Source organism: Terrimonas rubra, from assembly GCF_042686025.1.
Lineage (GTDB): Bacteria > Bacteroidota > Bacteroidia > Chitinophagales > Chitinophagaceae > Terrimonas > Terrimonas rubra.
Genome location: NZ_JBHUOZ010000001.1, coordinates 292,429 through 306,367, shown reverse-complemented (window position 1 = coordinate 306,367; position 13,939 = coordinate 292,429). Strand labels below are relative to the sequence as shown.

Below are 13,939 nucleotides of genomic sequence, written 5' to 3'. Positions count from 1 at the left end.
TTTGAAATAAATTAAGTGTGTTAAAATAAAGAAGGGAGAGGTTGGCAGACAACTTTTCCCTCCTTTTTGATATCTGTTAGTAGTATTCAATCATTTTAAATATATCATTTGTTGTAAGGCCGGCAAATGAACCCAGTGAACATGAAAAAAATTGGACTGTCTCTTTTCGCATTAGTAACAACCATCTATGCTTCTGCTCAATACCCGCAGGTATCGGCTGAAGACAAGAAGAAATCAGATTCATTAATGGCTGCAGCCGTTCGTCATTCCGACTCGGCCTGGGCTGTTGCTTATCCCATTATTCAACAGCAGGCGAAAGAAGGACGCCCCTATATTCCCTGGGCTTCGCGGTATGATGAATTGCCACATGCTGATATTCCTGCTTTTCCCGGTGCGGAAGGTGGCGGTAAAGTAAGCTTTGGTGGCCGTGGCGGTAAGGTATTGGTGGTTACTAACCTGAATGATGATGGCCCGGGCAGTTTACGCTGGGCGTGTGAGCAGGGTGGCGCCAGGACAATCGTGTTCAATGTAGCCGGTATTATCAAACTTCAAACGCCTTTAATTATCAGGGCTCCTTATATCACTATTGCAGGACAATCGGCACCCGGTGATGGCGTATGTGTGGCAGGAGAATCGGTGTGGATCAATACCCACGATGTGATCATCCGTTATATGCGTTTCCGCCGCGGGGAAACCTGGGTGGGTCGTCGCGATGATGCCATTGGCGGTAACCCTATCGGTAATATCATGATCGATCATGTAAGTGCTTCCTGGGGTTTAGATGAGAACATGAGCATGTACCGTCACATGTATAACGACAGTACAGGCAAAATAGAGGATAAATTCGGTACCGTAAATATCACTATCCAGAACTCTATTTTCAGTGAAGCGCTGGATACCTGGAACCATGCTTTTGGCAGTACCTTAGGCGGTGAGAACGCAACTTTTATGCGCAACCTCTGGGCCAATAATGCCGGCCGTAATCCCTCTATCGGCTGGAACGGCGTGTTTAATTTTGTAAACAATGTTGTGTACAACTGGGTACACCGCTCTATTGACGGGGGCGATTACCGTGCACAATACAATATTTTCAATAACTACTTTAAGCCCGGTCCGGCTACGCCCAAAAACAATGTGGGGCACCGGATACTGAAACCGGAAAGCGGCCGTAGTAAATTACCTTACAGAGTGTACGGACGTGCTTATGTAAACGGCAATATCATGGAGGGGTATCCCGAGATCACGAAAGACAACTGGAATGGTGGTGTGCAGATAGAAGAAATGCCAAACACCGGTGAATACACCGATTATATCAAAGTGAACAAACCTTTATTAATGACAAAGATCCCTGTGTTAACAGCGGAACAGGCAAAGGATTATGTGCTGGCAAATGCCGGCGCTACGTTGCCGGTTCGTGATGCGGTGGATCAGCGTATTGTAAAAGAAGTAGCTACCGGTAAAGCCACTGCATTACCCAATGTACAATTACCCGAAACACAATTCAAACACCGTCGCCTGCCGATCGATTCTTATAAAATTGGTGTGATCACCGACCCATCACAGGTAGGCGGTTATCCTGCTTACAAAGGCACACCTTATAAGGACAGCGATAATGACGGTATACCGGATGACTGGGAAAGAAAAAATGGCTTAAATCCTAACGACCCAACAGATTCTGCAAAATATGCAAAGGATAAAAGCGGTTATACCAATATTGAAGTGTATTTAAACAGCATCGTTACAAAGGCTAAAAAATAATGGCAGTAATTACTGCGGCAAGTTCTTTTATTTATTCATTGTTCAGGTTACCGGGCGGTTATGGTGGTTTTGCCCGGCTGCAGTGCAGGTGGCAGCAGCTGTTGCGTCGCACACTTGTGCACCTGTAATGCTGCCCGGCATGCGGCAAGGTGATGGTTTCACCTGTTGATCACGATCGTCCGGTGACCTTATGCAACAATGGTAAAAAACAATGAAAGAGCTGGAATCGGGCATTTTTTGGCAACTTTGTACAGGTATAACTTTATTACATCATCCCGGGAGTTACGAGATAATATGAACTGATAGCTGAATGGCGAACCTGTATTGTCTCTCTCATAAAACCATAAACAGGTTTATTGTGAAAGCGAAACAATTGTACATATCAGCCTTACTGTTTATTACCGGTAGTTTGTCCGCACTTACCGGCCGGGCCCAAAAAGAAACCAAACCCCAGCCGCCTCTCTCCTTTGTTAAAAACAAGGCGGTATATGTTGCCGACTCTATGGGCAACCGCATTCCAGATTTTTCCTATGCCGGCTATAAAGCTGCTGAAAAAAAGATCCCCGATATTCCTGTTAAAATAATTGTACCGGTAACTGCCGGTGATGCCACTATCCGTATTCAATCGGCCATTGACTATGTGAGTAAATTACCTGTTGATCAAAATGGTTTCCGGGGTGCGGTTTTATTGCAGCCGGGAACTTACCGGGTAGAAGGAGCTTTGCGCTTGCATAGTTCCGGGGTAGTGTTAAGAGGCAGCGGCGTAAACGATAACGGTACTATACTGACAGGTGCTGGTAAAAGCAGGACCACCCTGGTTACCATTGGCGGCAGCGATAACCAAAAATGGCAAACCCCTGTTGCTGTTACCAGTGACTATGTACCGGTAAACAGTCTTACGCTACAGGTGGCAGATGCTTCCGTATTTAAAAAAGGAGATGCCGTGCTGGTGATCCGGAAAGGAACAAAAGAATGGATTGACCGGTTAGGTACCGATCACTTTGGCGGCGGCATTACCTCCCTTGGATGGAAGCCGGATCAGCGCAATATTAACTGGCGCAGAACAATTACTGCTATATCGGGTAATACCTTAACCCTTGATGCGCCCATTACCACAGCCCTCGATAAACAATACAGCGTATCTACCGTAACGGCCTATACCTGGCCGGGCCTGATCGGTGATTGCGGTATAGAGAACCTGCAAATGGTTTCTGAGTATGATAAAAATAATCCGAAAGATGAAGACCATCGCTGGATGGCCATCGTAATGAATAATGTAAATAACAGCTGGGTGAAACAGGTTACCTTTAAACATTTTGCCGGTAGTGCGGTAGCATTGTATAGTAATGCTTCAAAAATTACGGTGGAGGATTGTATTGCATTAGCGCCTGTTTCAGAAATTGGCGGTCAGCGTCGCATCAGTTTTTTTACCGAGGGGCAGCAGACTTTATTTCAACGTTGTTATACCGAAAATGCGATACATGGTTTTGCTACGGGATTTTGTACACCCGGGCCAACTGCTTTTGTACAATGTGAAGCCGCGAATGCTTTAGGGTTTAGTGGCGGCCTGGATAGCTGGTCCTCCGGTGTATTATTTGATGTGGTAAATGTAGATGGTAATGCTATTAGTTTTTTAAACCGCGGCCAGGACGGACAAGGTGCCGGCTGGAACATGGCCAATAGTGTATTGTGGAACTGCAGCGCTGCCCGTATAGATAATTACCAGCCACCCGGTGCACAAAACTGGGCTTTCGGCTCCTGGAGCCAGTTTGCCGGCGATGGCTACTGGAATGAATCCAATAACCATCTGCAGCCCCGCAGTTTGTTTTATGCACAATTAAAAGAACGGTTACAAAACCTACCCGATACCCGGCAACAGCTACTTGAAATTGGTACCGAAGCCAGTAGCAGTCCCTCTGTAGAAGTAGCCATGGCTTTAACGAAAGAAGTGCTCACCCCGAAAATAAGTTTACAACAATACATTCTTGATGCCGCTAATCGTACACCGGTTGATGTAAATGCGAACAACAGTAAAACGATTGACCAGGTTGGGCTTAGTGCAACACCTGCCAAACAACCCGCACCAGCTTTACAGGTACAACAAGGGTGGTTAACAAGGGGGAGTAAGGTATTGGTGGGTAACAGCATCAGTTCGCCCTGGTGGAATGGCAGCTCCCGCCCGTATGCATTAGATAAGGCCCAGATGGCCGTAACCCGTTTTGTTCCGGGTAAAACAGGCAATGGCTTAACAGATGATTTACATGAAGTAACAGACTCCATGCTGGCAAACAATACCATTGCTTTTGAACAAAACTATGCTTTGTGGTACGACAGGCGAAGGGACGATCATGAACGCATCCGCCGTATGGACGGCGATGTATGGCCTCCTTTTTATGAAGTGCCTTTTGCCCGCAGCGGTCAGGAGCTGGCCTGGGATGGGCTGAGCAAGTATGACCTGACCAAAAATAACAACTGGTACTGGGGCCGTTTAAAAGAATTTGCCGGCCTGGCCGATGAAAAAGGATTACTGCTCATTCACCAAAACTATTTCCAGCATAATATTATTGAAGCCGGGGCCCACTATGCCGACTTTGCCTGGCGCACAGCCAATAATATAAACCAGACCGGCTTTCCGGAGCCGGTACCTTATGCCGGTGATAAACGCATCTTCATGGCTGAGCTGTTTTATGATACTACGAATGCAGTTCGCCGTGGGTTACACCAGCAATACATTCGCCAGTGCCTGGATAATTTCAGCACCAACAATGGCGTCATCCAGTTAATAGGGGAGGAATATACAGGCCCTTTACATTTTGTGCAGTTCTGGTTAAACACCATCCGTGAATGGCAGGTTGAAAAAAACAAAAAGGCCATCATTGGATTAAGTACTACCAAAGATGTGCAGGACGCTATTTTGCAAAACCCCGCTTATGCCAATCTTATTGATGTAATAGATATTAAATACTGGCATTATCAAACCAATGGCGAGTTGTATGCACCGCAAGGCGGACAAAATTTAGCGCCCCGTCAGCATGCCCGTTTATTAAAACCCAAAGGGCCTTCTGCACAACAGGTGTACAGGGCGGTATCGGAATATAAATTACGTTATCCCGGGAAAGCTATTTTGTACTCAGGTGATGCGGCCGACCGCAATGGCTGGGCGGTGTTAATGGGGGGTGGTTCGCTGGCAAATGTAAAAGTAAAAGACAATGAATTTTTGCAGGCTATCAGTACCATGCAGCCGGTAACACAATACACCGATAAACAATGGATACTGTCAGGTAAACAAACTGGTATGGTGATATACCAGTTGGAAGGTAATATTATTGACTTGAATATTAATGATAATAACCGATATGAAATTGCCTGGGTTAACACCGGCAATGGTACAATTCAGAAAACAAAACAAATTTATAAAGCAGGTTCGGCCAGACAATTCACCATGCCTGGCAAGGGGAATTGGGTATTATGGCTAAAGAAAAAAATAAAGAGATGAGAATTATTGCAGCAGTCCTTTTTTTATGTATTACAGTAGTTACACAGGCACAATCTTCACTACCGGTAATAAAAATATCGGCCAATAAACGGTTTTTTCAAACCGCGGATGGTAAACCATTTTTCTGGCTGGGTGATACAGGCTGGTTATTGTTTGGTAAACTGAATAAGGAGGATGTATTGACTTACCTGGATACGCGGCAGCAACAGGGCTTTAACGTAATACAATCCATGGTATTACATGAAATGACTGTTGCCAATGTAACACAAGGGCCGGCCCTGCTGAATAAAAATGCAGCAACACCTGATGTAAAGGAAGGTCCGGACAATGACTACTGGGATAATATTGATTTTGTGGTGACTGAAGCAGGCAAGCGTGGTATTTACATGGCCCTGGTGCCGGTTTGGGGCAGTAATGTTAAAGGCGGGCATGTATCGGTAGAACAGGCCCAAGCTTATGGTAAATTCCTGGGCGAACGTTATAAAAAATACAGCAATATCATCTGGTTGAACGGCGGTGATGTACATGGTACCGATATCAAAGCGGTATGGGAGGCTTTAGGCGCTGCTATCAAGCAATACGATCCTGTACATATCATGACCTATCACCCGCGTGGCCGTTATTCTTCCAGCGAATGGTTTCATCATGCTTCCTGGCTGGACTTTAATATGTTTCAAAGCGGTCACCGTAATTATGCACAGGATACCAGCAAAAATGATAAAAACCATTATGGGGAAGACAACTGGCGTCATGCGCAGCACGATTATAATTTAAAGCCGGTAAAGCCTACTATTGATGGTGAACCGTCATACGAAAATATTCCCCATGGCTTACATGACAGCCTGCAGCCGCGCTGGCAGGCAAGTGATTTAAGGCGTTATGCTTACTGGAGCGTATTTGCAGGTGGTGCCGGTTTTACCTATGGTGAAAATGCCATCATGCAATTTCATACCAAAGGCGATAAGGATGCAAATTATGGCGTAACGCATAACTGGAAAGAAACATTACAGTCACCGGGCGCCAACCAGATGAAATATTTAAAACAACTGATCCTTTCCAAATCATATTTTGACCGGGTACCGGCACAGCAAATTATTGTTGATAATGACCAGGAGCGATACAATTATATACTGGCAACAAAAGGTAAGGGTTATGCGATGGCCTATACTTATACAGGAAGAACGTTCAGTATCAATTTTGCTAAACTGGGATTCACTCCTAAAAAAGCATTTTGGTTTAAACCTGCTACCGGTGAACAAACAAAACTGGCATTGACCGCCAAAAAAGGAGTGGTGCGTTTTGATCCGCCAGGACAGCCGGCAAACGGGAATGATTGGGTATTGGTATTGGAATAGTTAATGGTTCATAGTTAATAGTTCATGGTATAGCCACAGGAGTGAAGAAGTGCTTTTCACAAAGTTGCAGGAATTTTTACTGCTCTGTGTTCCTCCGTGAAAGCCCTCTGTGTACCTCTGTGGTTTATTTATGAACAAAAAATACAATTGATGAATGTTGTTTTTTAAGAGAAATATTTTTTTAGGGGCGCTTGTACTGCTATTCACGGCTTGCTCAAATAAAGCCTACCTGTTCACTTCCTTTCATGAGCCGGCAACGGATGGGTTAAGGATGTTGTATAGTTATGATGGCTATACATGGATCGATACCGATACGGTTTTATTAAAGCCCGCTATTGGCAATCAAAAAGTAATGCGTGATCCATCGATGGTACAGGGGCCAGACGGAATTTACCACCTGGTATGGACCACCAGCTGGCGGGGAGATAACGGTTTTGGGTATGCCTCTTCCAAAGACCTTTTACACTGGTCCGAACAAAAGATGTTACCGGTGATGCAGCATGAACCCTCCACGGTGAATGTTTGGGCGCCGGAATTGTTTTATGATGATGAAGGCAAACAGTTTATCATGATCTGGGCATCCTGTATCCCGGGCAGGTTTGAAAAAGGAATAGAGTCTGATAGCAATAATCACCGTATGTATGTGACCACTACAAGGGATTTTAAAAGCTTTACACCTGCACAGCTTTTTTTAGACCCCGGCTTTAGTGTAATAGATGCGGTAATTGTTAAAAAAGCGAAAGCTGATTACGTACTGGTATTAAAGGATAATACCCGCCCGGAACGGAACCTTAAGGTGGCTTTCAGTGACTCGCCTTTAGGTCCCTGGAGAAATGTGTCAGCACCTTTCACTGATAATTTTACAGAAGGTCCTAGCGTGGTTAAGCTGGGTAAGGAATTGCTGATCTATTATGACTCCTACCAGAAAAAAATATATGATGCGCACAGTACTACAGACTTTATCAATTTTAAAAGCATTACTGGTAAAGTAAAAGTACCGGAGGGGCATAAGCATGGAACCATTGTGCCGGTAAAGAAAAAAGATGTAAAGAAATTTTTGAAACAGGTTAGCAAATGAGAGCAGTAATTACAGCAATACTATTGAGTACCGGTGCGGCAGCTTTGCAGGCACAGGATACCGTGCGTTACGTGGGAAATACCTTATCCAATATTGATTATCACCATGGACAACTGACACCCGCGGTGGGGGTGCATAATGTCCAGACCTTTCGTGCCAACAGGGAACATGCAGATTGGGCAGGCGGCATGAACTGGACCTATAATCACCAGCCCATGATCTGTTACTGGAACAATACATTTTACATGCATTTTCTCAGTAACCCGGTTGGTGAACATATTGCACCGGGTAAAACATTCATACAGTCATCAAAGGATGGCTATAACTGGACCAATGTACAGGTCTTATTCCCCGAATACCGGATACCGGATGGGTTTAAAAAAGCGGAGGGCAATCTTGTAGCAAAAAACATTGATGCGGTGATGCACCAGCGGGTAGGTTTTTACGTTGCCTCAAACGGGAAGTTACTGGCACAGGGTTATTATGGCATTGCGCTGGACGCCAAAGATGACCCCAATGATGGCAATGGCATTGGCCGTGTAGTGCGGGAAATTAATAAGGATGGCAGTTTTGGCCCCGTTTACTTTATCCGTTATAACCATGGTTTCAATGAAAAAAATACGAGCCTGCCCTTTTATAAAAAATCAAAGGACAAAGCTTTTATAGCTGCCTGTGATGAATTAATGTCCAAGCCCCTGCAGATGCAGCAGTGGGTGGAAGAGGCAGACAGGGATGATGTATTGATCCCTTTGAAAAAGCAATTCAAGGCCTTCAGTTATTATCATTTACCGGATGGCCGTGTAGCCGGCTTTTGGAAATATGCATTAACCAGTATCAGTAACAACGAAGGTAAAACCTGGCAATACAACCCAACCAGGGCGCCGGGTTTTGTGAATGCCAATGCCAAAATATGGGGACAACGTACCAGCGACGGTAAGTATGCTACGGTATACAATCCTTCGGAGTTTCGCTGGCCCCTGGCAGTGTCGGTAAGTGATGACGGACTGAATTATAAAAACCTGTTGCTGGTAAACGGCGAGATCACATCCATGCGTTATGGCGGCAACTATAAATCCTATGGCCCGCAATATGTAAGAGGTATACAGGAAGGAGAAGGTACGCCGCCCGGCGGCAATATGTGGCTTACCTATAGTGTAAACAAAGAAGATATCTGGGTAGCATCGGTACCAGTGCCGGTTGTATCGGAAGTGAAAGAAAATATAACGGAAGATTTTACCACACTCGCTCCTGTTGATGCATTGAAATATTGGAATATATACAGCCCGGTATGGGCCAGGGTAGGGTTAGCGCAATGGAACGGCAAACAAATACTCACCTTAAAAGACGCCGACTCCTTTGATTATGCCAAGGCCGAAAGGGTAGTGCCGGAGTCGGTGATCAGCCGGGTAGAGTTCAGTGTAACCCCGCAGCAAAAAGATTTTGGAAGACTGGATATAGAATTCCAGGATGCAAAAAATACCCCGGCTATCCGTTTTTCATTTGACTCAACCGGCAATATTATTACCAAGGCAGGTTATCGTGATAAAGGACTGGCAAAATATGAAGCAGGCAAAGCGTATCATTTTGTGGTGGAACTGAATACGAAGACCCGTTTTTATACGGTGTCTATCAACGGCAGCAACCCTAATAATAACCTGGTGTTTGCACCGATCGCAGCTTTGCACCATGTAAGTTTCCGGACCGGCGGGGTAAGGCGTTTTCCCAATGCAGATACCCCGACCGACCAAATGTATGACCTGCCCAATGCCGGGGAAAAGGATAAGGAAGCGGTATACGGAATATCTTTTTTTAAAGCGACTAAACAATAAGGAATGCGTTTAAAGTGGACTATATGGATCATGTGTTGTTTTGGGGTAATGCAGGCGAATGCGCAGCAGAAAGCTAAAAGTTATGTACTGAAGGCAGCTGATTACAAACATTATGTTGATTATTTCAACGGGATGGAAGACGAGAACATTGTACAGGCCATACCCAATGCCGAATCCTGGAACTGGATGCAGCAGAATATCCCCCTGTTTGAGTGCCCGCAGCAGAATTTTGAGGAGATGTTTTACTATCGCTGGTGGACACTGAGAAAACATATTAAAAAAACGGAACAAGGTTATGTACTGACCGAATTTTTGGTCCAGCGTTCTTATGCGGATAAATACAACCTGATCAGCAGCGGGCTGGGGCATCATATTTATGAAAGCCGCTGGCTGCATGATAAAAAATACATGGACGAAAACCTGCTGGTATGGTACCGCGGCAACAAAGGCAAACCACTGAACCGCCTGCGTTTTTACAGCAGCTGGAATATTGATGCCATTTACAACCGTTTTCTCGTAAACCAGGATATGGGTTTTATCAAAGATCTCTATCCGGACCTGGTAACCGATTATAAAGCCTGGGAGGCGGAGAAGAAAGCAAAGAACGGTTTATACTGGCAGTTTGATGTAAGGGATGCGATGGAGGAAACCATCAGCGGTGGCCGTAAGGAAAAAAATCCCCGTCCCAGTATCAACGGCTATATGTATGGTAACGCCATGGCTTTATCTAAGATTCTGAACATGTTTCACCAATACGAAGCGGCTTCTTTATACAAGGCCAAGGCCGATACCATCAAACAACTGGTGCAATCAGCATTATGGAGCACAAAAGACCAGTTCTTTGAAGTGCGTAAAGAACATGGCGATACCCTGGCCAATGTGATGGAAGCTATCGGTTTCATTCCCTGGTACTTCAATATGCCGGACAGTAATTATGATATAGCCTGGAAAAAAGTAATTGACCCTTTACATTTTTATGCACCCTTCGGACATACTACGGCCGATAGGAGTCACCCGGAATTCAGGACACATGGCTGTTGCAAATGTGAATGGGATGGCGCCGTATGGCCTTTTGCCACGGCACAAACATTAACAGGCATGGCTAACCTTTTATGTTCGGATCGTCAGCAATATGTGGCCGATTCCAATTACTTCCATATGCTGGAAAAATATGTAGAGTCGCAATACTATCGTGGTCGTCCCTATATTGGCGAATACCTTGATGAAAAGACCGGTTACTGGTTAAAGGGTGATGAAGAACGCAGCCGTTACTACAACCATTCCACATTTAACGACCTGATCATTTCGGGACTGGTAGGTTTAAAGCCAAGACCAGATAATATGGTAGAAGTGCATCCATTATTGCCGGCGGGTAAATGGGATTGGTTCTGCCTGGATAATGTACTATATCATGGCAAAATAATCACCATTGTATGGGATAAAAACGGTACGAAATATAAAAAAGGAAAAGGATTGACAGTGTGGGTGAATGGTAAGAAAGTAGCTCAAAGCGGGGAGCTAAAGAGAGTGACTGGGAAATTATAGCATGATAAATTATGAATTATGAATGATGAATGAATGAATCGTTCACCATTCACTCTCATTCAGCGAAAATCTGCGTAAAAAATCAGCGCATATCTGCGGGTAAAAATGAATAACCATTATGCGAATTGTTGTTGTATTATTAATGATCTTGTTTTCTGTTGGTAGTGTAAAGGCACAACCAACAGAAAAGATATACCTGTCAGGAAAGGGGAGCGATGATATGATGTCCTGGGATTTTTTTGTTACCGGTGGTATGAACGCCGGTAAATGGAGCAAGATCGGCGTGCCTTCCTGCTGGGAATTACAGGGCTTTGGTAAATACGATTATGGTTTTGCTAAGGATAGTGTAAGAGGTAAAGAAAAAGGTTTATACAAACATCATTTTGAAGTCCCGGCTGCCTGGAAGGGAAAAGTCATCAATATTGTTTTTGAAGGCGTGATGACCGATGCAGAAGTAAAGATAAACGGTAAGCAGGCCGGGCCGGTACACGAAGGAGCTTTCTATGCCTTTAAATATGATATCAGTAAACTGGTAAAATATGGGAAGCATAATTTGCTGGAGGTAACCGTCTCCAAACACTCGGCCAACAAAACGGTGAATGAGGCCGAACGCCAGGCCGACTACTGGATATTCGGCGGCATATTCAGGCCGGTGTGGCTGGAAGTACTACCGGCTGTGCATATCAGCGATATCAGTATGGATGCAAAGGCAAACGGAACTTTCCGGACCAGATTTGCGGGCGGCAAGTCTGACAAGGCAGCAGTAAATATTTACAATGCCCATAATCAACTAATAACAACAGCGGAAGCAAACCATGAGGGCCGGTATTATACAGCGCAGTTCACCGTTCATAATCCTGGGTTATGGAGTGCTGAATCACCTTACCTATACCGGGCAGAATACATACTTTACAAAAATGGGAAAGCGGTACATACTGTCAGTGAAAAATTCGGCTTCCGGACAGTGGAAGTAAAACAACGGGATGGTATTTATGTGAACGGGGTGAAGATGAAATTTAAAGGCGTGAACCGCCATTCATTCAGGCCGGAGAGTGGCCGCACGACGAGTTATAAAAACAGTGTGGAAGATGTGCTGCTGATGAAGGAGATGAATATGAACGCGGTAAGGATGGCGCATTATCCTCCTGATGACCATTTTTTAACCGTCTGCGATTCGCTGGGTTTGTTTGTGATCGATGAACTGGCAGGCTGGCATGGGCATTATGATACGCCTACCGGTAGTTTACGGGTGAAGGAAATGGTGGAGCATGACCGTAATCACCCATCCGTTATAATATGGGCCAATGGTAATGAGGGGGGTAGTAATCCTGAACTGGATAGTTTGTTCGGGCAATATGATCTGCAGAACAGGGTGGTCATCCATCCCTGGCAACTAAGAAATGGTATTGAAACGCAACACTACCGGCAATATAATTATGGCGTAGGCAATTTTGAAAATGGCCGGGAGATCGTTATGCCGACAGAGTTTTTACATGGGTGGTTTGATGGTGGTCATGGTGCCGGTTTAGAGGACTACTGGACCAAAATGTGGAACAACCCTTTAAGTGCCGGTGGCTTTTTATGGGATTTTGCCGACCAGGGTGTGGTAAGAAAAGACCTGAATGATTCCATCGATACAGATAAACACAGGGGGGCAGATGGAATAGTGGGGCCGCATCATGAGAAAGAAGGAAGCTTTTATACCATTAAAGAAATATGGAGCCCTATATTTTTTGAACGCCGGGAAATTACACCTGCTTTTGATGGTAAATTGAATATAGAGAACCGGTATCATTTTACCAATGCCCATACCTGTACCTATACCTGGAAATTAAAACGGTTTACGGTAGCTAATGAAAAAGAACTGACTGGTAAAGCGGTAGCGCCGGATATATTATCTGGCCGGAAAGGTGTTTTACAATTATCGCTTCCTTCTGACTGGACGAGCTATGATGTACTTTATGTAACCGTGACCGATAAAACTGGCCTGGAGCTATTTACCTGGAGTTTCCCTATTGCTACGCCAAAACAGAAAGCAGTTGAACTGGTAAACGCTACTACTGCAACAAATGCAGTAACCATTGCAGAGCAGGCTAACCAGTATGAAGTAAAAACAGGCGAGGTAACACTCTTATTCAACAAAGCAGATGGTTTGTTACAGGAAGTGCGAAATGCTAAAGGCATCATTCCCTTATCAAACGGCCCGGTAGTGCAGGAAGGGGTGAATAATTTTGCCGGCTTATCCTATGCTTTTGATGCGGATGAAAACCTGGTAATAAAGTCTGCCTATCACAAACAAAAAAGTTTTAACACCCTGCAATGGGTAGTACATACCAATGGTTGGGTACAACTAACGGTTAACTATTTCCCCGATTCCTTGCATACAAAAATGCTGGGTATCAACTTTGACCTGCCGGAAAATAAAATGCGATCGGTTACTTATATGGGTAAAGGACCGTACCGGGTATGGAAAAACAGGTTGAAAGGTGGCCGTTTTGATGTGTGGACAAAAACGTATAACAATACAGAGACCGGTGAAAACTGGGTATACCCTGAATTTAAAGGATACCATGCTGATTTTTATGGCGGGTTTATTAATACAGAAGGGCAAAGCTTTGCAGTGGCTACAGAAACGGAAGACCTGTTCCTGCGTTTATACTCGGCAAAATGGAAAACGGACCAATGGCATAACTATGAACCCTGGTTCCCGTCGGGAGATATTTCCTTTATGCAGGCCATTCCTTCCATTGGTTCACGTACACAGACAAGAGAAACAACAGGCCCAATGGGACTGGATAATATTTACTACGATTACGAGAAGGACCCCGCCAGGGCCCTGAAAATTGTATTGTGGTTTAACTTTAGCAGCAGACAATAA

The 13,939-nt window shown here is 44.7% G+C and carries 7 protein-coding genes; all 7 read left to right on the top strand.

Going from position 1 to position 13,939, the window contains the following annotated elements:
* Positions 1–141 precede the first annotated feature (141 nt).
* The 7 genes from ACFS6H_RS01240 (at position 142) to ACFS6H_RS01210 (ending at position 13,939) form a co-directional block, all read left to right on the top strand.
* Complete coding sequence (locus ACFS6H_RS01240; RefSeq protein WP_386094215.1) at positions 142–1,758, top strand: polysaccharide lyase; 1,617 nt, start codon at positions 142–144, stop codon at positions 1,756–1,758.
* Between the two features lie 358 nt (positions 1,759–2,116).
* The gene (locus ACFS6H_RS01235; protein ID WP_386094212.1) at positions 2,117–5,254 is read left to right on the top strand and encodes a DUF6298 domain-containing protein; all 3,138 of its coding nucleotides are present in this window, start codon (positions 2,117–2,119) and stop codon (positions 5,252–5,254) included.
* Complete coding sequence (locus tag ACFS6H_RS01230; protein ID WP_386094209.1) at positions 5,251–6,609, top strand: glycoside hydrolase family 140 protein; 1,359 nt, start codon at positions 5,251–5,253, stop codon at positions 6,607–6,609. The genes ACFS6H_RS01235 and ACFS6H_RS01230 overlap by 4 nt, the downstream gene beginning before the upstream one ends.
* A gap of 154 nt (positions 6,610–6,763) precedes the next feature.
* The gene (locus tag ACFS6H_RS01225; protein WP_386094207.1) at positions 6,764–7,687 is read left to right on the top strand and encodes a glycoside hydrolase family 43 protein; all 924 of its coding nucleotides are present in this window, start codon (positions 6,764–6,766) and stop codon (positions 7,685–7,687) included.
* Positions 7,684–9,516 carry a six-hairpin glycosidase gene (locus ACFS6H_RS01220; RefSeq protein ID WP_386094204.1) on the top strand — a complete coding sequence of 611 codons (1,833 nt, stop codon included), beginning with the start codon at positions 7,684–7,686 and terminating at the stop codon, positions 9,514–9,516. The genes ACFS6H_RS01225 and ACFS6H_RS01220 overlap by 4 nt, the downstream gene beginning before the upstream one ends.
* A 3-nt stretch (positions 9,517–9,519) precedes the next feature.
* Positions 9,520–11,061 carry an MGH1-like glycoside hydrolase domain-containing protein gene (locus tag ACFS6H_RS01215; RefSeq protein WP_386094201.1) on the top strand — a complete coding sequence of 514 codons (1,542 nt, stop codon included), beginning with the start codon at positions 9,520–9,522 and terminating at the stop codon, positions 11,059–11,061.
* Positions 11,062–11,179: 118 nt separating this feature from the next.
* Positions 11,180–13,939 carry a glycoside hydrolase family 2 protein gene (locus ACFS6H_RS01210; protein WP_386094198.1) on the top strand — a complete coding sequence of 920 codons (2,760 nt, stop codon included), beginning with the start codon at positions 11,180–11,182 and terminating at the stop codon, positions 13,937–13,939.